Annotated in this window: 18 protein-coding genes; 5 read left to right on the forward strand and 13 right to left on the reverse strand. The window is 60.4% G+C overall.

Annotated features, from left to right (window positions below):
* Positions 1-87: 87 nt before the first annotated feature.
* The 12 genes from QRN38_RS18425 to QRN38_RS18480 all read right to left on the reverse strand — a co-directional run bounded on the left by QRN38_RS18425 (position 88) and on the right by QRN38_RS18480 (position 9949).
* Positions 88-774 (reverse strand): SDR family NAD(P)-dependent oxidoreductase, encoded by a 687-nt coding sequence (locus QRN38_RS18425; RefSeq protein WP_057418757.1) that lies wholly within the window; start codon positions 772-774, stop codon positions 88-90.
* A 477-nt stretch (positions 775-1251) separates the two neighbouring features.
* The gene (locus QRN38_RS18430) at positions 1252-3246 is read right to left on the reverse strand and encodes a relaxase/mobilization nuclease and DUF3363 domain-containing protein (protein WP_057418756.1); all 1995 of its coding nucleotides are present in this window, start codon (positions 3244-3246) and stop codon (positions 1252-1254) included.
* 448 nt (positions 3247-3694) lie between these two features.
* Positions 3695-4282 carry a S26 family signal peptidase gene (locus QRN38_RS18435; RefSeq protein WP_057418755.1) on the reverse strand — a complete coding sequence of 196 codons (588 nt, stop codon included), beginning with the start codon at positions 4280-4282 and terminating at the stop codon, positions 3695-3697.
* Positions 4279-4836 carry a DUF2840 domain-containing protein gene (locus QRN38_RS18440; RefSeq protein WP_057418754.1) on the reverse strand — a complete coding sequence of 186 codons (558 nt, stop codon included), beginning with the start codon at positions 4834-4836 and terminating at the stop codon, positions 4279-4281. The genes QRN38_RS18435 and QRN38_RS18440 overlap by 4 nt, the downstream gene beginning before the upstream one ends.
* Positions 4833-5102, reverse strand: a complete 270-nt coding sequence (locus QRN38_RS18445) for a hypothetical protein (RefSeq protein WP_057418776.1) — start codon at positions 5100-5102, stop codon at positions 4833-4835. The genes QRN38_RS18440 and QRN38_RS18445 overlap by 4 nt, the downstream gene beginning before the upstream one ends.
* Positions 5099-5737, reverse strand: a complete 639-nt coding sequence (gene parA / locus QRN38_RS18450) for a ParA family partition ATPase (RefSeq protein ID WP_057418753.1) — start codon at positions 5735-5737, stop codon at positions 5099-5101. Before parA ends, QRN38_RS18445 begins: the two co-directional genes overlap by 4 nt.
* A 253-nt stretch (positions 5738-5990) precedes the next feature.
* Positions 5991-6848, reverse strand: a complete 858-nt coding sequence (locus QRN38_RS18455) for a replication initiator protein A (protein ID WP_057418752.1) — start codon at positions 6846-6848, stop codon at positions 5991-5993.
* A 14-nt stretch (positions 6849-6862) separates the two neighbouring features.
* Positions 6863-7132, reverse strand: coding sequence for a helix-turn-helix transcriptional regulator (locus tag QRN38_RS18460; RefSeq protein ID WP_122290361.1), 270 nt, complete (start codon positions 7130-7132; stop codon positions 6863-6865).
* A 126-nt stretch (positions 7133-7258) separates the two neighbouring features.
* Positions 7259-8029 carry a DUF2285 domain-containing protein gene (locus tag QRN38_RS18465; protein ID WP_057418750.1) on the reverse strand — a complete coding sequence of 257 codons (771 nt, stop codon included), beginning with the start codon at positions 8027-8029 and terminating at the stop codon, positions 7259-7261.
* A 345-nt stretch (positions 8030-8374) separates the two neighbouring features.
* Complete coding sequence (locus QRN38_RS18470; RefSeq protein WP_057418775.1) at positions 8375-8725, reverse strand: DUF2958 domain-containing protein; 351 nt, start codon at positions 8723-8725, stop codon at positions 8375-8377.
* Complete coding sequence (locus tag QRN38_RS18475; protein WP_081025461.1) at positions 8722-9054, reverse strand: hypothetical protein; 333 nt, start codon at positions 9052-9054, stop codon at positions 8722-8724. Before QRN38_RS18475 ends, QRN38_RS18470 begins: the two co-directional genes overlap by 4 nt.
* Positions 9055-9118: 64 nt before the next feature.
* Positions 9119-9949 carry a DUF932 domain-containing protein gene (locus QRN38_RS18480; RefSeq protein WP_057418749.1) on the reverse strand — a complete coding sequence of 277 codons (831 nt, stop codon included), beginning with the start codon at positions 9947-9949 and terminating at the stop codon, positions 9119-9121.
* 548 nt (positions 9950-10497) lie between these two features.
* Here QRN38_RS18480 and QRN38_RS18485 point away from each other — a divergent pair.
* From QRN38_RS18485 to QRN38_RS18505, 5 genes are all read left to right on the forward strand, one after another.
* Complete coding sequence (locus QRN38_RS18485; protein WP_057418748.1) at positions 10498-12801, forward strand: ATP-binding protein; 2304 nt, start codon at positions 10498-10500, stop codon at positions 12799-12801.
* Between the two features lie 296 nt (positions 12802-13097).
* Positions 13098-13319 carry a hypothetical protein gene (locus tag QRN38_RS18490; RefSeq protein ID WP_057418747.1) on the forward strand — a complete coding sequence of 74 codons (222 nt, stop codon included), beginning with the start codon at positions 13098-13100 and terminating at the stop codon, positions 13317-13319.
* 6 nt (positions 13320-13325) lie between these two features.
* A complete protein-coding gene (locus tag QRN38_RS18495) occupies positions 13326-15197 on the forward strand; it encodes a DNA methyltransferase (RefSeq protein WP_235814751.1) in 1872 nt (623 codons plus the stop codon).
* Complete coding sequence (locus QRN38_RS18500; RefSeq protein ID WP_057418745.1) at positions 15194-17278, forward strand: Eco57I restriction-modification methylase domain-containing protein; 2085 nt, start codon at positions 15194-15196, stop codon at positions 17276-17278. The genes QRN38_RS18495 and QRN38_RS18500 overlap by 4 nt, the downstream gene beginning before the upstream one ends.
* Positions 17265-20501, forward strand: a complete 3237-nt coding sequence (locus tag QRN38_RS18505; protein ID WP_235814750.1) for a hypothetical protein — start codon at positions 17265-17267, stop codon at positions 20499-20501. Before QRN38_RS18500 ends, QRN38_RS18505 begins: the two co-directional genes overlap by 14 nt.
* 62 nt (positions 20502-20563) lie before the next feature.
* Here QRN38_RS18505 and QRN38_RS18510 read toward each other — a convergent pair whose 3' ends face one another.
* Positions 20564-21763 (reverse strand): tyrosine-type recombinase/integrase, encoded by a 1200-nt coding sequence (locus QRN38_RS18510; RefSeq protein ID WP_057418744.1) that lies wholly within the window; start codon positions 21761-21763, stop codon positions 20564-20566.
* Positions 21764-21896: the final 133 nt, after the last annotated feature.

Below are 21896 nucleotides of genomic sequence, written 5' to 3' on the forward strand. Positions count from 1 at the left end.
TTCCCTTGATTGTCTGGTGACAAGAATTGATGCGCAGCCTGATCAGGCTGATTGAACTGCGCCGCCAATCGCAGCGAGACTCAGGCTTCACCAGGGCAGGCTCTTGCCGTCTTGATAAAACCCGCTGGTACCGGCATCAGTCGACAGGTTGACCACGTACTTGATGCTGGCCGCCCCTTCAGCCACGGGGCGGCCGCCTTCGCCACCCAGATCGGTAGCAGTCCACCCGGGGGAGGCGGCGTGGACAGTAATGCCTTGATCGGTGAGTTCTGCGGCGAGGTTCCGGGTCAAGGCGTTCAGCGCCGCCTTCGACGTGCTGTAGCCGGGGACACCAGCAGTCATGTTTTCCAGCGAACCCTTTTCGCTCGATACGTTGACGATGCGGGCGCCTTGCGCTTTGCGCAGCAGCGGCAGCATTGCCTGCGTGACACGCCAGGCGCTAAAAAAGTTGATATCCAGAGCCTGCTGGACTACCGCAAGGTCGGCTGTGGAAGCCTGCTGCGCATAGTCGAAGACTCCGCCCACGTTGTTGACCAGCACGTCGAGACGACCGAATTCGGCTTCAATTTCCTTCGCTGCCGCGTCGACGCTTAACTGGTTCGAGACATCGATTTGAACCGCGCGAGCATTGCCGCCGATCTCCGTGGCGGCCTTGGTGGCGGCGCCAATGTCGCGGGCGCCGAGCAGCACGGTGTCGCCATCTACTGCGAGTTGGTTGGCGAGTTCGCGGCCGATACCGCGGTTGGCGCCGGTGATGAGAATGATGCGAGTCATATCTGTTCCCTTGTCGAAATGGATGGGTGGTAAGGAGCCAGTCGCGGAGCACTGACATAGCGCCGTTCGCTGAACTGCCGGCTCCTATCTTACCCGCAAATACCACAATAACAAACTATTTATGGAGTTATGCCATAATCATTCAACATTGTGGAACTATAGCGAGCGCCAGGTACGTGAGTCGGATTAGAACGGGCTGTGCCCAAGACCTGAGCACGGCATTGGACGAGTTCGACGCCTTCCCTGATCAACCGCAGCAAAGTGTCTGTGCATACAGTCGGGCTATCCGCCGTGCGCCGTTCTGTGCGTCGCTTCAACCGGCCGAAGCGATAGATCCATTTCGGCCCTTCCTCGTGCCCATAGGCGAGCACTGTTGCGAGCATTCCGAATGGCTCGGCGAGGCGCGCAACCTGCAGGGGGCCTGCGTCCATAGGCTCGAACCCGATTTGCGCAAAAAGCGCGGCAGCGCGTTCCTTGTTAGGCAATCCCAGCCCCGCGCTGCCGCCCAATTTCCCAGGACACACCACCGCCGCGCACAGTGGCTGCAATCTGCTGCCCCAGCCGTTGCTCGATCACCGGTTGCCACGGCACGAGACTGAACCCCATGCCGTCATCGAGCATCGCGTAGCGCCCACTGGCGAGCATGACGCTGCGCCGGTAGATGCCGGCCACGCGCTGCCCGTCTGCTACGGGCAGATGCGCAAGGCCGGTATCGGTGGCAATGTCCTTTGCAGCCTGCACCAGTTCCAGATTGCGCAGCGTTCCCAGCAGGTTTCGGGCGAGGATCACATGCTGGCCCCGCTTCTCGGCCAGTCCCTTTCCGATCAAGAAGTCGGTTCGCTGCTGCATGGCTTGCTTGGTCTCGGCGCCAAAGCCCAGGTCGCCCAATCCCCGACCACTGCCGATCAGTTGCTGGTCCAGCCAAGTCGCGCCGATCACGCGCGCCTGCCGCTCAATCGGCAGATGCGATTTCAGCTCCACGGCAACACCGCCCAGCCGTTGCCCGTCGTACTGCCGACCACGCTCGGCCAGATCGTTCGGCACTTTCCATAAACCATCGGCCACGCGCTCCACGATGCCGGCGCGGCGCAGGGCTTCCAACCGGCGAACATGCGCGGCGACAACCTCCTGCGGATCGCGTCCGGGCTTGGCCCGACCTTGCTCGATCGCCAAGTGATGATCGGTGCGGTACAGACCATCGCTCGCCAGCGCGACGATATTCTTGTCGGCCGCCCGCACGGCAGCGGAACCGCGCACCTCCACCACCGCGCCACTAGGATAGTTCGCAAGTTCATCACGGGCGTTCAAGGCGACGTAGTGAGCCTTGCCGTCCACACCATCGATTACCAGATAACCGCGGTCGTGCAACTCGTCGGCCAGCCCCTTGCCGGCCACGCGGCCGACGATGCTGCGGCCGTCGTCGCCCGGCTCGAACACCGCCAGCTCGCGCGGCTGGCCGCTCATGGCCCGCTGCAGGGTGCGGATGATGTCGCCGCGCTCGCCCAGGACGCGTAAGGTTTTCTCGGCATCGCCATGAACGGTCCAGGTGCCTGGCTGGGTCTCGTCGGCCAGGCCCATGCGCTGCAAGCGTTGCAGACGGCCAATCAGCAGCAGGCGCTGGCGTTGTAGCGTCGGTTCGTTGAAGCGTTCGATCTGCACCCGGCCATCGTCGCTGGCCTCGCGTTGCAGTGTGCGGTCGAGGCTCGTCCACCGCTCCTGTTCCACCTCGCGTTGCAAGGTCTGCTGGATCTCCAGTTCGGTACGCGGCCCCAGCCATTCGGTCGCCAGCTCGGCGGCGCGATGGCGGAAGCCGTGGGCGATGTAGTCGCCCGCGATGATGAGGTCTTTGCCGGTGTCGTCGCGCCCGCGCACGATCAAATGCGTGTGCGGGTTGTCGGTGTTCCAGTGGTCGACCGCCACCCAATCCAGCCGCGTCCCCAGGTCGGCTTCCATCCGGTTCACTAGATGCCGCGTGTAGGTGTGCAGGTCGTCCAGCTCGGCGCCGTCCTCGGGCGAGACGATGAAGCGGAAGTGGTGCCGGTTGTCGGCGGCCCGCTCCTTGAAGGCATCAAGGTCGGCTTCGTCGATCTGCGGCCCGTAGGCCCGGCCTGGCTCGCCATCGCGACCCGTGCCGTCGCGCTCGATGTAGCGCAGGTGCTTGGCGAGCGACTGCGGGCTAGCGTTGCGCTGATTGACCAGCAGGGTCTTGATGGTCACGCGCCGCGACATGGGCGTCAGCTTCGCCCCGGCGAAACGCGCGGCCGTGTGGCCGCGTCCAAGACGTGAGCCGGGACGTTGGCCTGCGCGTGCGCCGCTGCCACCGCCTGCGGAATGGCGTATTGATGACTTGCCGCTGCTGATCTTGCCCGCCTGCTTGAGCACCTTGGAAACGAAGCTCTTCTCCTGGCTTTTGCCCCGGTTCTTCGGGGCGCTGGGTCGCACCCGGAAATCGTCGTCGTGGCGGTCGCTCATGGCTGCGCTCCCTGCAAGCTCCGGCGGGTCCGGTCGTGCGAAGCACGCGGACACACCTGCATTGGCGCGGGCCTCGCGCCGCAAGCGGCACGGCGGCAAAGCCACTCCGTGCCGCCCCACCCCCACGTGCAGACTGGCTTTCGACACGGCCCGGTGCCGCGTCCTTTTGTCTTGCCTTCCGCCTTTGCCCTTCGCTGTCGCTCCGGGCGTCGGCGACCCGGCGGCGCTGCTGCACTCGCAGCCAGCCCGCCGGCGAACGCGGCGACGGCCATAGGCCGGGCGTGTTCAAGGCAAGACGCCTGCACGTTGGATGGCTGCGCCGGGAGTTGCGCGAAGTGCAGCGCGGATGCGCTCGCACTGCACGCGCGACGACACGGCAGCAGCAGTCGGAACGACACGCCCGATGGCACGATGGGTTGCGCGACAACGTGCAGCGAATCAGCGGCCATCATGGGCGTGCCTCCAGCCAGACCAGATGCGCGACGCCGATCACGGCGGATGCGCTGACTGGCCCGAAATAGCGGCTGTCGAACGATGCCGGATTCGTCACGCTCAACAGGAACAGTTCGCCAGGCGCTAGGCGGCGGCACTGCGGCCAGGATGGCAGCGGCCGGCCCAGCCGGTCGGCAGGCAGCACGGTGGCCGAAGGCACGCCGTCGATGCGTACTTGACCAGCGACGATGCAAACGTGTTGCGGTGCGACTGCGCCCACACGTTTGAGCATCGGAATGCGCGTCGGCAGGTAGCCGCGCTGCGCAGCCAATGCGGCGGCCTCGGCCGGCAGCGGCACCAGCACGATGCTGTCCACGGACAACGGACGTGGCAGCGAGGCGGTGCGCGGCTCGAACGGTTCGATGCGATACCAGCCGACCGCCACGCTGTCGGATGGGTTGTACGTCAGGCGCGGCAGCGGCGACACGAAAGCCGCCCAGGCCAGCGCAGCGAGGCCGCAGGTGGTCAGGCCCGCCAGCACGATGCGAGCGCGCAGGCGCGAGCGAGGACGCGGCGAAGCGGACGAAGTGGAAACGGTCGTCATGGCAGCACCTTCCCGGCGAGCCAGGCGGCGTGCCGCTCGGCGGTGTATTCGGGCCGCGGCAGGCGCGCCGCGAGCCGGTTGCCCAGCGTGCGCCAGTACGCGGGCGAGACGGCAGACGGGGCGATGCCCAGCGCCTCGATGGCGTCGATGCGTTCCAGCACGGCGCGCACCGAGTTCTCGCCTTCAGCGTGCAGCAGCAGGCGCGCGCCAGGCCGCACGCCGGGGATGCGCTGCAAGGCATCCAGCGGCGTGCCAGCCTGCATCACCATGAGCTGCCAGCGGATCGTGCCGTAGTCGTTGGCCTGCCAGCGCACGCGGCAGAACATTGCACGCGGCAGGAACACCGCGCAGCGCCGCCAGCGGTCGAGCTGGAGCGTGCGCGCCGGTTCGCCGAAGCGCAGGTAGAGCTTGAAGCGCAGTTCGATGTAGGCCAGCGATACGCGCGTCAGCGGCACGTTGCCGGCCTGGCCGGCGAGTATCGCGAGCGACGGCGCAGCCGGAGGCGATGCGGCAGCCGTGGCCGTGTTCGCGGCGGGTGCAGCGGATGCGCTCATGGCTTGTTCTCCATGCGGGTCTCGGGAAACTCCCGTTCCAGCAAAGCGCGCAGCAGTTCGGCCACCGTCACGCCTTGGCCGAAGGCGTCGATCTTGATGCGAGCGCGTAGCGCGGGCGTCACGTCGAGGGTCAAGCGTGCCGTGTAGAGGTCGCCCTTGTTGAGCGCATCGGCGGCGCCCTGGCGAATCCACGCTTCGGCGTGCGGATTCGCGGGCGGACGCGCACCGATGCCGACGCGCTTGCTGCGTGGTGGCTTCGCGGTCATGTCGGCCACCGCAGCAGCTCGTCCACCAGTGCTGTGATCTCGCGTGCAGCGGCGCTGTCGGGCGCCGTCTCGCGTGCGAGCCGACCGGCGGCCACGCTGTCGGCGAAGACGATGCGCTGGCGCACTTCGGCACGCAGCGCCGGCAGCGGCTGTTCGGCCAGCGACTGCCGCGCCTCCCGACCGATCACCGTGGTGCTGACGCGCCGGTTGATGACGAAGGCCGCGCGCAGCGCAGGCCGGAACACCTGCGCTTCGCGGATCAGCGCCACCATCTCGCTGCTGGCCCACAGGTCATACGGGCTGGGCTGCACCGGGATTAGTACGCGCTCGGCCGCCAGCAGCGCGGAGCGCGCCAAGGCGGCGATGCGCGGCGGGCCGTCGATGATGACGTGATCGGCCCGCCTGGCGAGTTCTGGCGCCTCTTGGTGCAGCGTTTCGCGTGCGAGGCCCACGGCGCTGAACAGCCGTGGCAAGCCTTGCTGACTTCTGCGCTGCGTCCAGTCCAGCGATGAGCCTTGCGGGTCGGCATCGAGCAGGACGACATGCTGGCCGCGCAGCGCCAGCTCTCCCGCGATGTGCGTGGCGAGCGTGGTCTTGCCGACGCCGCCTTTCTGGTTGAGCAAGGCGACGATCATGGCGCGGCCCTCCGTGCTGGAAAGCCGGTCTTTCGCTCCTGCTTTTCGTGCCGTTGGGTGGTTGTCCACCGAAACGGCGCGCTTCTACTAAAAGTTAGAGAATTTGAGTTAGGAATGTTAGAGGGCGACGAAACCCAATGCTGGCAAGGGTTTGCGGCCGATTTTGTTGCCTGATAGCACGAGGATTTGTTGCCTGATAGCACGAGCCCCCTGTTGCCTGATAGCACGAGTGAATCCACAGGTTTTCCCGCAGTTATCCCCGTGCCGTGGGCGGCACGGGCCGGAAGGTCAGCAGCTCGGTTTTCTCGCCGGGCATCCACTCGATGCCCAGGACGTAGCCGGGCAATGATTGCCGCGCTACCAGGGCGCGCAAATCGGCGGCGAAGTCGTAGAAGCGCGCCACGCTGCCCGACTTGCGGTACAGGTGCTGGAAGTCGAATTGCCAGCCATGTTCCTGCCGGCCGCCGTGCTTGCGCACCAGGCGGTACAGCCACCGCTCGATGCCGCCCGTGAGCCGGAAGTACGTCGGGTCGATGGTCAGCACCAGGGCCGCGTCCACCACGCCCGCATAGAACCAGTCCGGCAGGATCAGCTCGATGCCCAGCGGTGTGCCGCTGGCGTCGGCCAGTTCCTTCCACTCGTTGATCCACGAGAAGCGATGCAATCGCCTTCCCGTGGTTTCGCGGATGGACGTGGCTACCGTGGTCGATTGCAGGCGATCCAGCGCGGCCTTGAGGCGCTGGTAGTCGCGCAGTGACGTACCGCGCCCGATGAAGCGCAGGATCTCGTAGGGACGCACCTGCATCAGCCGCGAGGTCGGTATGCCCGCATCGCGGGCTTCCACGATCTGGCTGGCGGCCCAGATCAGGATGTCGGCATCCCAGATCGTGGCGATGCCGTGTTCCTGCGTGCCTTCCACGCGGATGGTGATGCTTCCACTGCGGAAGTCGATCGGCGCGATGCGGCGCGACTTCGCCAGCGAGAAGAACGGAAAGGCCATCAAGTCCTGGCTGTCGCGCGGCGCCATGTCGCCCGGCAGCGCGCGGAACAGGTCGAGCTGTTCGCGCTGCTGCAAGGCTTGCCCTGACGGGCTGGACATGGCGAAGGCCATCCACGCGCCGATGGTCAGCGGCCATCACGGTAGTCGCCCGCATGGCGCTCGGCGTACTCCGGGTCGGAAGTCGCACCAAAGCTGCGCGCATCGGCCCAGGCGTCGAGGTCGCTCACGGCATACATGACGCGCCGCCCGAACTTGCGGAACTTCGGCCCGCCGCCGATCACGCGCTGTTTCTCCAGCGTGCGCGGCGACAGCCGCAGGTAGTCGGCGGCTTCGTCGTTGGTCAGGTAGCGTTGGGGCTGCGCGGGCGCAGCGACAGCAGCGGCGGCTGGCCGCAAGGGAGCAGGTCGCATGGGATGGTCCTCCATCAAGCCCGGCCACACCGCGCGGCCGGATAGAGGCACTTTCAAGAAAGCGAGGCTTCCTGCTAAGGGACGAATTGCAAGGGGCGCAGAACGTCCCCCCTAATGCGGTGCAACTGGCGGAAGCTGCGCCAGGCTGCGATAGCCGCCGCGCATCAACGCCTCGCCACGACGCACCAGCCGCCGCACGCGGGCACGCAAGGCGCTGTCGGGGTGCCAGTCGGTCGCGACGGCATCCGCACCGAACAGCCCTTCAGCCACTTCGCGCAAGGACGCGCCCGCCAGGGTCGCGTCGAGCGCCTGGAGCGTGTGCAGTTCCAGCAGCGCGGCGGGCGTGGGCCGGGAACGCGCCACTGCCGTACGCGCAGCTACGGTCGCCGCGGCCAAGGCATCCAGCCCGGCCGCGAGCGCGCGATAGCGTGCGCAGGGTGTAGCGCAAGCGCGGGTGGCGTAGAGGTAGGCCATGCCGTCTTCCAGGCCCGGCCCGAGGGCGAGCCGCAGGCAGCAGCCCGGCCAGTGCGACACCAGCACCAGGCGCTTGCCGTCGTGGATCAGTTGCTTGCGGCCCGGGACGCGCCAGAACTCGAAGGCATAGGCATCGGGCGGCGGATCGGCATCGGGGTAAAGCTGCACCACGGCGTCATGATCGGGGAACCAGGCTGGATGCGCGTCGCGCGCATCCAAGGCCGGGTCTTCCAGCAGGCGCAGGCCCCACGCCTGCGCCGCGTCCGGCCGGTGGCGTCGGCTCAGCCAGTCGCGGCGGTAGAAGGGATTCCTGCGCAGGTACTCCCAGGCCAGCGCGGGGCCATCGAGATGCAGCGTGTAGAGATACGCGGCGGTCGGATACCAGTGTTCAGCGCTCGGGCCAGCCATGACGCAACCTCCTGTCAGTCAGCAGGAACGTCGCCACGGTTTTCGATGGCGGGAGCTATCGGTTCAACATCAAAGCGTCATCGTTATCGGATTAAGTTGCGTCTTCTGGTGTCAAGACCGATTGGCTCCGGTGCATTGCGAAAATCGTCTTAATGCGACGGCTGCACCGCCAGGAAATGGTGCGCAGCACTGGACACCGTGCCGCAGCCCGCGCCAAAGATCGTGACTGTTTCCAGCAGAGTCGCACCACTTCGGTGCAAGAGTGTGGATTGAGATCTGCACGGTCTTGAGTAAGACTGAAATAGTCACAATGCGCCCGGGCTGGACGGGCTGCGCAGGGCTCGGTCAGTCCGAGATCGAGCCGTTTTCCTGTGCCAGACGGACATACTCCGACAGCGGGCGCACCGCCTGGAAATATCGATCCCGCCGCACCGGCAGCTTGCGCGGGCCGACGATGCCGGCCAAGTCGGACAGCTTGACCGTTCCCAGTGCAGGCATCCCGATGCCGAGGTCGATCAGGCCGTAGGCCGAGTCGCCATCGGCGGGATCGAGCGACACCAGCAGCCAGGTCACATGCGCGTCCGGCGTGAAGATCCGCACCACGGGCATCGGGTCGATGGACTGGCCGGCAGCGCGTGCCGCGCCGTGGGCCAGCAGCCGGGCGCGTTCCTCGGCGGTGACAAGCGGCAGGGTCATGGTCGGAATCCCCACGAAGCCGAGGATGCGCGGATGCGCTTTTGTGCCGAAGCGCAGAACCGCCGAACCATATCCGTGCATCCGTGCATCCGTGCATCCGTGCGCAAGCACCGACACGCAAACCATCGCATCCGTAGAAGAACGGAAGCGCACAAGCGGAATTGTAGAAAGCCGGAAATCGACATGCGCGGGGTCTTGCGCACGTTGCGGCCAGTGGGACGCAACACCAGCCGCGACAGCGGAACCAGAATCAGGTTCTTGGTCGGGTCGGCGGTTTCCAGCGCGGGGGCTTGGATGGCGCGGGCTTCGGTAGTGGTAACGGCGTTCATGGTGAATCTCCAATCGAGTGAAACAAGGGAATGGAGGGGACCGCCCCTCCGGCGGGGGGAACGGTCAGGCTTTCAACTGGCGCAGGCCATCGGCCAGCATCCAGAGGGCGCGATTCAGGCGCACATCGGAATCAATGCCCTGCACCGGGCGCGTTTGCTGGCGGCGTCCGTTGGCGCTGCGGCCATGCAATCCGCCTTTGGTCAAGTTTTCTTGCGTGCGGTTGAACACGCTCCACAAGTCCGGGCGGCGGTCGTCGAACCGGCGCGGCATCAGGATTTGAGATTCAGTGATGGGCGCGGGCTTGTTGTCGGTAGGGTCATACTTGAGGGCCAGCGCGGAACGGGCGAACACTTCGGCTTCGCCTTCGTCCAGCGTGATAGCGCGCATGGCATCGCGGGAATCCTTCACTCGGTCGAAGCCGCGCAAGACTTCGTAAGCACCTTCAATGACGTGCCCGGAAACGTCGCCTTTGTGGGGGACGCGCACATCGGCCACGGTGTCGCCGCAAACGAGGCCATTGCTGCAAACGAAGCGGAACATTCCGGCCAGCATCTGATAGCTGCTCGTGCCATCGTGCGAATTCAGCAACACGATTTCATTGGCTTCCGTGCCGTTGATCTGGCTGGCGTGCCGCAGGCGCAGCATGTGTTTGGTGTGCTCGCGCTTGCCTTCGTCGCGCACGCGGGTTTGCGTCACCATGAAAGGCTGGAAACCTTCTTTGCGAAGCTCGGCCAGCACGGCGGCGGTGGGGATGTAGGCGTACCGCTGCGAACGGCTTTCGTGGGGCGCGTCCGCGAAGATGGACGGGGCCACGCGATGAATTTGGTCATCGGTCAGCGGGTAATCGCTGCGCAGCGAAGGGGAACGGGAAGCGAAACGGGATGCGAGTTGCATGGTCTTTCTCCTGACAAAAAAGGTTTGCTGTTCAAACCGCACACCGGATTCCTAGATTCGGAGCCCAGCCTTTCGGCTGTTCGGTGCGGTTGGCACGAGGAACGCGGTTGGCCCTGTTGCCACCGTCTTTCCTGAGTTCATCGCCCGCGACGGTCAGGAGCCCACGGACGTGGGCCGTCAAGGAGACAAGCGTCAGGTAGGTGCGGCCCGCAGGCGTAGCCGAGGACACGGCCTGGCGCGCCTAGATGGCACGCGGCCACGGGCTACAGTCGCGAGCAAGGTGATGGAGTCAGGGAAGACGGCTGGACATGGCAACGGCCGCCGTGATGTGCAGACCGTACGCAAGCGAAGCGCGCAGGCCCGAAGCCGGAAGCCGGGCCGAAGGCGTCAGGGATGTGGAAGGCTGGCGAATGCCAGTCCCGTCAGGGATGAGCGGATAGCGAACCTGGAGCAGCGTGGTCCGCGAAGCGGAGACGCAAGCGAGATCTTCGTTTATGATTTGCTTTGCAAGCAAATGTTGCTGAAGAAAAAACACGGAGGTCTTAATAATGATCGTCAGTATCAGCCGCCTTAAGCAGTTCGGTATCTTCAGCGACTTCAATGGAACGAAGATTCAGAAGTTCGGCCGGTATAACCTCGTCTACGGTTGGAACGGAACAGGTAAGTCAACTCTATCGCATCTATTCTCTTGCTTTGAGCTCCGTTCGATGGTTCCGCGTTTTAGTGCGGGCCAGTTCTCGGTCGTTTTGGAGGACGGTTCAACAATCACGGAAACCACTCTCCCTACATCCCAATTGAATATCCAAGTGTTCAATCAGCGTTTTGTGCACGAGAACATTGATTGGGATAAATCTGTAAAGAGCATCCTTCTTATTGCGAAAGAGAAGATTGATGACTTGCAGAAACTGGAGAAGCTAAAAGGCGATCTCCAGAAAGCAAAGAAGGCTTACGACGAAAAGCAAAGCGATATCAGGAAGCAGCGTGATGCCCTGGATAAGTTTTTAACTAACGCTGCGAAGAAGATGAAGCTGGGGCTTCAGGCAATTGACACGAGCGATAGCTACTACTTGAATTACGATCGCCGTAAGCTCTCTAGTTTTATTCAGAGCAACGCCGAAGCCGTTACCAAGGCCGAGTCGGTTCTTCCAGATGATAAGGTTATTGACCTTACGAACGCCGCAAAGCCAGATCAGTTGCCAAGCATCACGTTCGCCTCAACAGTTATTGAGCCGGACTATTTCAAGAAGGCGGCAACTCGCATAAGGGATTTGATTGGGACTACCGCAGTAAATCAAGCCATCCAGCGACTTACTGAAAACCCGGACATCCGTGACTGGGTTCAAACTGGCTTGGAAATCCATAAGACTCACGACTCAGAATCCTGCGAGTTCTGCGGCTCTCCTTTGACCCAGCTTCGTGCCGAGGCCCTCTCCGCCCACTTCAGCAAGGAGTTCACGGATTTTCAAAATCGGCTTCAGAACGCCGCAACTTGGATTGAATCTCAAGGCGCTCCAGCCAATCACTTGCCCGCAGCGACAGAGTTTTATAAAGAATTGTCGGCTGAGGCAGAGAGGCTCCAAAAGGACTACGCAACTGCTGCTGAGAAGATCGACCAGCAAATGGACGGATGGCGGGAAGCCCTGAAAGCCAAGATCACAGACCCTTCGAAGACAGACATTCAGATCTCGGATGTGGTTGAAGGCGATGTCGCCAATTTCAATGACATGCTGAAGTCGATTGTTGGGCTCGTCGGAAAGCACAACAATAAGACTTCAAACTTCAAAACTGAGACCTCAAAAAGCAAGGTGACACTGGAACTTCATTTTGCTGCGGCTGAGGTGCAAGAATTTGACTATGCTGGAAGTGAAAAGAAATGCAATGACCTTGAGGCGGAAACAAAGAACGACCACAAGGAAATCGAAAAGATTAGTCAAGAGGTTGGAGCCATAGAGGCGCTGCTCTCGAATGAAACGGTCGGGGCGAAGGAGTTCAATGACATCTTGCATCGCTTCATTGGCCGCTCTGAACTTTGCCTAAGTTTCAATCAAAAGAAGAAAGGCTATGAGATCATCAGAAACGGGGTTGGTGAGCATGATGGCAATTTGAGCGAAGGTGAAAAAACTGCGATTGCGTTTGTCTACTTCATCACTAAGCTCAAAGAAAATGGAAACAACATCAAGGACACGATTGTCGTTGTTGATGATCCCGTCTCAAGCTTTGATTCAAATCACTTGTTTCATGCCTATTCGTTCCTGAGAACTCAATGCACTGACGCCAAGCAGCTTTTTGTACTGACTCACAACTTCACCTACTTCAAACTTGTGAGAGACTGGTTTACTGGCACAAACAGGAACCGAATTAACAAGGGTAAAGCCGAAAATTGTTTCTTTTATCGCTTGGACGCACCGCCTGGCTCCCCCCGTCATTCCCTGCTTGTGGATGCCGACGACTCTCTGAAGAATTACGGTTCGGAGTACCACTATATCTTCAAGAAGCTCTACGAATACAGGGCGCATACGACTCTTAACCGGGACGAGGCATTTTTGACAGCGAACCTCGCACGTAAGCTGATCGAATCTTTTTTCACGTTCAAGTATCCAAAACGGAGAAGTGATATTAATCAACTAATGGAGGTTGGCCTTAAGGATTGCATCATCACAACGCCAGAGCTCAAAGAAAAAATTTATAGGTTTATCAACAAATACTCGCATAGTGATGTAATTGAAATAACCGAAGAGTCAGCCGAGAATTTGGCTGGTGAAAGTCATAGCGTCATCGCGAGCATCTTCCGGTGGATGGAAGAGGTTGATAAAAGGCACTTTGATGAAATGGCTCAGGTCGCAACTGGATAAAGTTGATCCTAGACCTGTCGAAGACGATTCGCGATATGAACCGCCCCGGCTTCCTGAAGGCCGTTTGGTTGAGTCAGGCCGCTCTGGCCTGACCCGCCCGTCGCCGGTAGTGAATAGATTCGGCATCCGCTGGCAGAACAAGCCCGATCTGCTCCCGCAATCGCCTGTGGTTGAACTACTGCACACAGTCCAGCGTGACCAGCTTTGCTACCGAGCATTTGGCACGCAGAATTGTATGCGCCCCGCACTACAACTCTGGTACCATAACGCAAATGCACAGACATCTGCGGGGCGGCATGAAATTTGACGATGTGAAAAGTGACACGCTGAACCTGAGGGTGTCGCCCAGCTTCAAACTTGCGTTGAAAGCTGCGGCCGACCATGAGCAACGAAGCATGGTAAACATGTTGGAAGTTCTGGTCGCGGCTTTCTGCGAATCCAAGAGCATCGTTGTTCCTGCAGAGCGAGCAGCTCAAGCGAAAGCCGTCAAAAAGCCGAACGTCAAAGCCGAGGTCTGAACTGTAATGAGCCTCGAACGTGAAACTACCTGCGCCCATTTTGACTCGCAAGAGGCCAACACCCTAAATAGTCAACCAGTAATGGCGAACATCGCCGAGCTTTACAGTACTCCCTTGCCATCAACGCGCACGGGCCCACTCTACAACGCCTTTTCCTATCCAACAAAAATCTCGCCCGAGGTGATCGCCGTTTTTATAGCAGCACACACAACTCCGGGCGCGACTGTGCTAGACGCATTCGCCGGAAGTGGAACCACAGGGCTCGCGACCCTGCTATGTGATCGGCCCACTGACGAGATGCGCCGCATGGCTGACTCACTCGGAGTCAAGCCGGAGTGGGGTCCGCGCACTGCCCATCTTTTCGAGATCGGCACCTTGGGCTCGTTCGTTTCAGAAACTCTCTGTCGCCCGCCAGAGCCGGAGTCATTTGCAGCAGCAGTCAATGAGTTATGCAAGCGGGCGGAAGAAAAACTCTCTTGGCTTTACGAGGCGAATGATGAGAGTGGTTCTATTGGAACGTTGCGTCATGTGATCTGGTCCGAAGTGCTCGTTTGCCCGCACTGCGGCAACGAAGTCTCATTGTGGGATGCGAGCGTGAAGACAAAGCCACTGAGCATGTCGGACACTTTTCGCTGCAAGAGCTGCCGAAAGCAGGTCGCGGTCGGAGCCTGCAAGCGAGCGCTTGAATCATCCGTAGACGCATTTGGACGCAAGCAACTTACAAAAAAGCGCGTGATCGCGCGAGTGCATGGTCGGAGCGGATCGAAAAAATGGCAACGTCCGCCTACGCCCCAAGATTATGAAGTTATCGCCCGTGTCGCCAAAACGAGACCACCAAAATCCGCCCCCAATGCTGATCTTGTCTGGGGCGAACTACACCGCACGGGCTATCACGTTGGCATCGACAAGCTTCACCACTTCTACACAAAACGAAACTTCATTGCGATGGCGAGCCTTTTGGAGATTGTTGCTGATTTCCCGGAGGAAGTACGCGATGCTTTGAAACTCTTAGTCCTGAGCTACAACTCAAGCCACTCAACGCTTATGACTCGCGTCGTTCTCAAAAAGGGGCAGAGTGACTTTGTTCTTACTGGATCACAAAGCGGCGTGCTCTACATCAGCGGGCTGCCGGTTGAGAAGAACATTCTCGAAGGTGTACGGCGCAAGTCCAAAGCATTCATCGACTCGTTCCACATGCTTCATGGCAGCGGAAGTACGGTTGTCGTCCACAACAGCACCAGTGAAAGCATTCCGCTGAAACCTAACTCGGTGGACTATGTTTTTACCGACCCACCTTTTGGCGCTTACATCCCCTATGCGGAGCTCAATCAGATCAACGAGCATTGGCTTGGAAAGACCACTGACCGTGCACGCGAGGTGATTGTGAGTGCCTCGCAGTCCAAAGGTGTGTTGGAGTATGGCGCGATGATGGCGAACGTGTTCACTGAGGTTGGGCGTGTACTTAAAGCAGAGGGATTGGCGACGGTAGTGTTTCATTCCGCGCACTCGGAGATATGGCGGGCACTCGCTCAGGCGTACACGACTGCCGGCTTCACCGTCGAAGCCACGAGCGTCCTCGACAAGATTCAAGGGAGTTTCAAACAGGTCGTCTCCACCGTTGCGGTCAAAGGAGATCCATTATTGTTGCTATCGAAGCGCACTTTTGCCCGGGCAGTTGGCAAGTCGAGTTCCAAGATTGCTGCGGAAGTGATCCGAGATGCTGGCAACAGCTCGGTTTCTAATCTGCAATTGCTCTATTCACAATTCGTCGGCAGGTGCTTACAGCTTGGTCGAGATGTTGAGATGGATGCAAAGGCCTTCTATGCTCTTGCGCGGGCAGAGACCAGTTCGGGGCGAAGCTCCTCCTTAGACCGATGAAGCAAGCCTACCAGGCACCGCTCGCTGGCTCCGCGCCAGGAGCGGAGCGCCGCAAACGACTGGGCCAATATTTTACTGGCGTTGGCCTCGGGCGAATCCTCGCCGCGCTCGCCCAAGCGGAGAAGGCCGAGAGCATAATTGATCCAATGGCTGGAACCGGCGACTTGCTGGCTTCGTGCCTGGAAATTGGCGCTGTTCCGGCGTCGATTGCGGGCATCGAAATCGATCGCGCTGCCCGCGATGCTTGCGCTAAACGATTGCCACAAGCTGATTGCATTCTTGGCAGCGCCTTCGACCCAGACACTATCTCGCGACTGCGAAAGACGGACTGGGACTTGGTGATTGGCAATCCCCCCTATGTCCGATATCAGTCTTTCTCGGAAAAGGCGGCGGTGGATCACGTTCTTCCTACCGCGACGCAAATTCGGACTGGCCTGCTGAGGACCTTGCCAAGTCTCTCTGCTCTGGACGCAGAGGACAAACGCCTCTTTGCGCACCTCATTAGTGGCTATTCCGGTTTGTCCGACCTGGCAGTTCCCTCCTGGATTCTTTGCGCCGGCCTCGTAAAGCCTGGAGGCCGATTGGCGTTGGTGGTGCCTGAGTCGTGGCTGACGCGTGACTACGCGACGATCGTGCACTACCTATTGTTTCGCTGGTTCGAGATTGAGTTCACCGTGGAAGACGAGCATGCCTCTTGGTTCGACGACGCTCAGGTCAAGACGACGCTCATCGTGGCCAAGCGGGTGGAGCGGCGCGCATCGGCTCTTGTGCGATCTGACAGTTCTACCTACTGCCACATCTTGATCTCATCCGCTGCGGCCACTCCGGAAAGTCCCATTGGGCGAATCGCGCTTGCCGGAGGATCGAGCCCAGAGCGAGATTTCGCAAAACAAGCGCGGTCTTGGCTAGAAGATGGCGCAAGCCATCCCAACGGGCTAGTCCGTGCGCGTCCCGCGTCGTTGAAACTCGCATGCAGAAACATGGTTGCAGCCGCTTCGAGACAAAAATGGTTCGCAGCAATTGGCGAAACAGGCAGCCAAGTGTCGCAAGGCGTCTACGTCTCTCATGAAATCGATAATTGGCTTGCGCGCCAGGGCATTGCCCCCTCCTTCGCCACGTTCGAGTCGCAAGGCGTGGCTGTTGGCCAAGGCTTACGCACCGGGGCCAATGGCTTCTTCTACGCCGACGGCGTCCGCTCGTCAGGGCACATAGCGCTGTCCTTTTCTGGCCCGCTGGCGGGATGGGTCGCGCGGGCACCAGATAGCGTGGCTCGGCCCGTCATTCGCCGGCAGTCTGAGCTTCCGGCGGGCTTCGTCGTCTCTACTGAGCTCGTGACGGGTTGGGCACTGGACCTCAGACAGCACGCGCTCCCGGAGGACTTGGGTGAAGCTGACATGTTCCCATCGGTCTATGAATGCATGCCCGAGTCAATTGCGGCGGTCGTTAGAGCAGCAGGCCAGGCCAACTTCGGCACTGACGCCAAGCCGCAGAAGGTTTGGGACCTCACTGCCGTTTCTCCGAATATCAGGCCTGCGGCTCGCGGCATGCCGCCGCGTCATTGGTATATGTTGCCCGACTTTGTAGCGAGGCATTTGCCGGACATTCTGTTGGCGCGAGTGAATTCGTCCACTCCGAGGGCCTACTTGAACAAGACTCGGCAATGCCTTATCGACGCAAACTTTTCGACGATGTGGACTTTGCCGCTCAGCAAATGGAGCGCAGCTGCTTTGCTCGCTTTTATGAACAGCGCGTGGGCGCAGGCGGTCATCGAAACGTCGGGAGCAGTCATGGGCGGCGGGGCTCTAAAAGTGGAAGCCACACACCTGCGGCGCTTCCCAGTTCCAGCGTTCCATGAAGAGCAGCTTTGCAAGCTCTCACGATATGGTGACGAGCTCGCTGCCGCGGCGGAGCACGCAGAAGTGGAAGCGGTGCTTAACGATATCAACGCCGTGGTGGGCGAAGCTCTCGGGTGCGATCGCGAAGGAATTAAGGAATTGTGCAAAATCGCGCGCGTGGGACAGGAAAGACGTTCAAAACACAACACAAAAAACGGAGCACGCGATTGTGGTGAGATATGTTGAAGCGCAGGGAAAGGCTTTCCTGAAGGAAGCCAGCGACCTCATCCGTGAAGGCAAGGCAGAGGATGTGCTCCGGCACGCACTCTCAGCCAAGCTGCCGTTGATGTTCCCCGACCAGCCTTGGTGGACCAAGGCTCATGTCACCGGGACAGAGTCGTTAGCAAAGTTCCACGAGCTAGGGGCTAAGAAGTATGGCTTCGTCGATGTGCTCGTGGGCGCCACAGTGATCGAGTACGAGAGGGACTTGCACGCGCTGGGCACCTTCGCGCACGGCCTCCACCAGGTAAAGCAATACTGCGCTGGTCAGCTTAACGTAGGGACACCTCGCGACTTGCTAGTTGGCGTGCTCTCCGACACTGTCCGATGGCACGCCTTTGGCATCTCGGATATCAAAGATCTTTCTGCCGTTCCGGGCGCGACGAGCTTCGGCCCGGAGCACATCGAGCTCGCCGAGATCGAGTCATGCGACCTTTCTGCGGCTGGCGATGTCGATGCTAAGAAGCTCGGGGCGTTTTTGGTCCGCCATCTTGGCCGGGAAGGTGGCCGATTGTTGGCCGCAACGACCCTCGCGAAGGACTTGGGCTTCAACAGTCCTTTTTGCCAAGCCCATGTTCAGCCGATTGATGCCCTTGTAGACCATGCGTTCGCCCATGATCCTACCTACGGCAGCTTGATAACAAAGCTTTGGACCGACTTCGTCTCCTACTTGGGTGGAGACGCGGCTGCCGGCAAGTTCGACAAGGCTTCGTATGTCGGAGAACTCTACATCCTCACCCTTGCTAAGCTCATTTGCGCCAACGTTCTGAACGGGAGGGCCTTGATCAGCGACGACGTAGAGTTGCAAGCGATCTTGGACGGATCTTTCTTCAAAGCTCGTGGGCTGCCCAACCTTGTCGAATACGACTACTTTGGCTGGCTCAACGCCAGTCCCTATGTCAGCGACTTGGTGGCCGTCGCGCGAGACATTCAAAACGACCTTCGCGCCTACGACTTCAAATCATCTCCTGCCGAAGATCTTTTCGGCACCCTCATGGCGCAGTTGGCGGCACGCTCGCAACGACTTCTCTTGGGACAGGAGTGGACGCCTTCTTGGCTCGCCGGCAAGCTTGTCGAGCATGTCATGTCGGCGCTCCCCAAAGGACAGCAGCCGCGCTTCGTCGATATGTGCTGCGGATCGGGAGCGATGGTCGTGGAGACGGTGAAGCGTGCCCAGCAACGCCTGATTGCTGCCGGCCGAGTTCCAGGTGATCCTGCTGCGCTTAGCGAGCTCACGACCGCGATCACCGCATTCGACATCGATCCATTGGCTGTGATGCTTGCTAAGGTTGGCTGGGTGCTGGCCAGTAAGGATTGGCTCGCCGCTGGGCATGAGGCGCAGATTCCGGTGTACCACGCCGACTCGCTGTTTGCGAACACGCCTGTGACAAAGGTGTTCAGCGCGACAGGGGAAGAGCAAAGAAAGCTCAAACTCGACACGGAAGAGGTACAGCTCCCCCAGTTTTTGATCACGGCATCGAACCAGACTTTGTTCGATGCCCTGCTCTCGCGTGGCTATGACATGGCGATGAGCAGCGCAGCGGCAGCGAGCACGACGCTCACGGACCGAGACATCGAGACGATGGTGGGCGCAATATTGACCGACACCGGTGTCGCGCTCGCCAACGACGAAAGGGCAGCGTCAATCGAGTTCTGCAAGAAGCTGCTCAAGGCGCTGGAGAAGCTCCAGCGCGCTGGCCGCAATGGCATCTGGGCATTCGTTCTGCGAAACAGCTTCCGGCCAGCTCTCGTCGCGGGACGCTTCAACGGCGTGGTGACGAACCCGCCCTGGCTGGCTCTTAGCAAAATCGCGAGCAACCCCTATCAGAATGCGCTGAAAGCCAAGTCTGAGCTCCACGGCATCAAAGCGCCTGGCGCTTCGCATTTGCATGTGGAAATCGCCACCATCTTCCTTTTGCACGCCGTCGAACGCTATTTGACTCCGGACGCGGTGATCGGATGCATCCTGCCGGATACGGTACTCAACGGAGCGCACCACGAGCCATTCCGCTCAGCCGGCTACCTCAGCGCAAGTAAGCCTGTTCAATTCGCTCCTAGCGAAATCTGGAAGATTGCTAACCAGACCTTCAAGAACGAAGCAATCGTGCTCTTTGGCTCCAAGTCACCCCCTAGCGGCTTCACGACTTTCGTGGGGCGTGACGTGAGCAGAACATCAGAGACTGCGACGACCTACCACATCGTCAACTCCAATGGCCGCACTGCATGGACGACCGCGCCACCCGCTGCGCTGGCCGTGAAAGTCGCGACCAAGAAATCCATCGGGCCGCTATTTCGGCAAGGTGCCGACGTGATGCCGCGCGGCATAGTCTTTCATTCAGCGGTAAAGAACGGCGCAGGTTGGAGCTTGGGGCCAATCAACGCTGGCTCGCCCTTCTACTTCCTCAGATCAGACGGCCATCGGCTTAAAGATTTCGCGCTGACGGCAAATGGCGTTAGCGACCAGGTGATGTTTGACGTGCTGATCTCAAAGCATTTGGCACCCTATGAGCTCGCCGCCGGCGCCAAAGGACTATTGCCGTTTCAATACGGGACGGGCGGGTGGGAGCCTCGCACAGGACCGGGTATCGCAGCGCTTGGCGGAGCGACAGGTGGCGCCATCAAAACTGCCTTGACTGCCATTAACGAGAGCGTTGATGAATTCTTTGAGACGGTGGACACTGACCGCAAAAAGCTGTCGGGCCAAGGCTGGGCCGGCCAGGACTGGCTGGTGTTCGCCTCTGCAGGTGGCAAGCTGCCGTGCGCCGCGTATGTGCGCGGCGACCAGATCCCTTGCGATAAGACGGTCATCGACCAGACGCTTTATTGGGGGCGCGTCGCGACCGAGGACGAGGCAATCTACATCACTGCGTTGATAAACAGCCAAGCCGTCATCGAGGTGATCAAGGCTCACCAGCCACGCGGAGCCTTTGGCGAACGCCATATCCACAAGCTAGCATTCGATCGAACCCCGGCGTTTGACGCGGCAAACCCAGACCACAGAGCGATCGTTGATGCAGCAAAGGCGTTGCTGTCCGAATGGGCTACCCGGCGCACGCAACCTGACATGCAACCCATGCTCTCGCCTCAGAAGCATATGATCACACGCCGGAAAAACATCCGAGCGGCACTTGAGCAACTGCCCGGCTGGGACGTCTACCAGGCAGCATGTGCCCACCTATATGGTGTTTGAGTCCACGTAGAGTAATAAAGCCGGTATACAAGGATTGGGCCGGCGGCAGCCTTGCTGCCGGATCATGCCACCACTTCCTTGGCCAGTTGCATTCCGGTGATCGCCTTGCGGCGCTTCGCCACCAATTCAGCCGCTTCGCGCACAGGCTTGTCCTCGGTGTGAACGTAGCGCATGAACATCGCCACGGTCTTGTGCGCAGTCAGCGCCATACCGACCTTCGGCGGGATGCCGGAATTGGCAATATCGGTTGCAGACCTGTGGCGAATGCCGTGCGTACCCACATGCGTCACGCCAGCGGCTTTCAGAGTGCGAGTCCAACCGCTGTAATACTCGCCATCGGTCAGATGCCGATCGGGATGACGCGGAGACGGCAGTACATGGGGCGTCGTAGCATTGCGGGCCGCCGCTGAGAGAAGCCGGTAGGCTTCTTCGCTCATTGGCTTGGACATGCCTCCCGTCTTACTGTCGGGCCACACCACCCGACGGCTTTCCAGATCAATCCAATCCCATTGAAGTTCAATGATTTCGGAGCGACGTGCGGCAAACTCGAATTGCAGGCGGATGGCCAGCGGGATCACTGCATGCTCCAGCCCTTCCGCCTCCAACTGAACAAGGTAGCGGAACAACTTGCCCATTTCTTCGTCGCTAATGAGATGAGTGGCCTTGCCGTGCGGGTACATGGGCACATGGCGGCATGGGTTGGTGCCGTCGGGGCGATACCCCCACACTTCGGCCAAGTTGAACATCTTGCGCATCACGCTGAACGTGCGGTTCGCATCGGCGGGCTTGTGCGCCATCTTCTTCATCATTGAAGCGACATCGGGTCGCTTCAGATCCTGCACCTTCATGCGACCAAGCATTGGGATGATGTTGCGATCAATGACGCTCTGGTAGCCTTCTTGCGTGCTCGGCTTGTTGCGCTGGCTGGAGTAGTCCTCCATGAACTTGATGCACAGTTCCTTGACTGTGGGTGCCTGACGCGCTGCAGCCTTCTCTGCAGCAGGGTCGCCACCTCGGCGCACTTGTGCCAGCCACTCCTGGGCTAGCGACCGGGCTTGTTCGACGGTCAGCTCTCCATACAGTCCCAAGGCAGGTTTGCGCCGCTCTCCGGCGTTTGTCCGGTACTGGAGCATGAACACCTTGCGGCCTGCCGGGGTGATCTTGCACAGGAAGCCAGGAACCAGGGTATCGCGCAGTTCGATGGGCTGCGCCTGGGCTTGTGCCGCATCGACTGCGGACTTGGTGAGTTTGATTTTCGCCATGATGACTCCTCGGAAGACCCGATTTCCAGGAGCCTGTTGGGAGCCAAGCGGGTGGAAGCCGGGTCAAGTTTCAGAAAGCACCGGCATATGATGAACTCGCCTAAGCTGTTGATAAACCTGCTGTATCAGGCTG

This window comes from Pseudomonas sp. CFBP2511, from assembly GCF_030209255.1.
GTDB lineage: Bacteria > Pseudomonadota > Gammaproteobacteria > Pseudomonadales > Pseudomonadaceae > Aquipseudomonas > Aquipseudomonas avellanae.

Bases quoted from the DNA above. Each gene is read 5' to 3' on its own strand.
- QRN38_RS18425 (WP_057418757.1), bottom strand. From the start codon at position 774: ATGACTCGCATCATTCTCATCACCGGCGCCAACCGCGGTATCGGCCGC.
- QRN38_RS18430 (WP_057418756.1), bottom strand. From the start codon at position 3,246: ATGAGCGACCGCCACGACGACGATTTCCGGGTGCGACCCAGCGCCCCG.
- QRN38_RS18435 (WP_057418755.1), bottom strand. From the start codon at position 4,282: ATGACGACCGTTTCCACTTCGTCCGCTTCGCCGCGTCCTCGCTCGCGC.
- QRN38_RS18440 (WP_057418754.1), bottom strand. From the start codon at position 4,836: ATGAGCGCATCCGCTGCACCCGCCGCGAACACGGCCACGGCTGCCGCA.
- QRN38_RS18445 (WP_057418776.1), bottom strand. From the start codon at position 5,102: ATGACCGCGAAGCCACCACGCAGCAAGCGCGTCGGCATCGGTGCGCGT.
- parA (WP_057418753.1), bottom strand. From the start codon at position 5,737: ATGATCGTCGCCTTGCTCAACCAGAAAGGCGGCGTCGGCAAGACCACG.
- QRN38_RS18455 (WP_057418752.1), bottom strand. From the start codon at position 6,848: ATGGCCTTCGCCATGTCCAGCCCGTCAGGGCAAGCCTTGCAGCAGCGC.
- QRN38_RS18465 (WP_057418750.1), bottom strand. From the start codon at position 8,029: ATGGCTGGCCCGAGCGCTGAACACTGGTATCCGACCGCCGCGTATCTC.
- QRN38_RS18470 (WP_057418775.1), bottom strand. From the start codon at position 8,725: ATGACCCTGCCGCTTGTCACCGCCGAGGAACGCGCCCGGCTGCTGGCC.
- QRN38_RS18475 (WP_081025461.1), bottom strand. From the start codon at position 9,054: ATGAACGCCGTTACCACTACCGAAGCCCGCGCCATCCAAGCCCCCGCG.
- QRN38_RS18480 (WP_057418749.1), bottom strand. From the start codon at position 9,949: ATGCAACTCGCATCCCGTTTCGCTTCCCGTTCCCCTTCGCTGCGCAGC.
- QRN38_RS18485 (WP_057418748.1), top strand. From the start codon at position 10,498: ATGATCGTCAGTATCAGCCGCCTTAAGCAGTTCGGTATCTTCAGCGAC.
- QRN38_RS18490 (WP_057418747.1), top strand. From the start codon at position 13,098: ATGAAATTTGACGATGTGAAAAGTGACACGCTGAACCTGAGGGTGTCG.
- QRN38_RS18495 (WP_235814751.1), top strand. From the start codon at position 13,326: ATGAGCCTCGAACGTGAAACTACCTGCGCCCATTTTGACTCGCAAGAG.
- QRN38_RS18500 (WP_057418745.1), top strand. From the start codon at position 15,194: ATGAAGCAAGCCTACCAGGCACCGCTCGCTGGCTCCGCGCCAGGAGCG.
- QRN38_RS18510 (WP_057418744.1), bottom strand. From the start codon at position 21,763: ATGGCGAAAATCAAACTCACCAAGTCCGCAGTCGATGCGGCACAAGCC.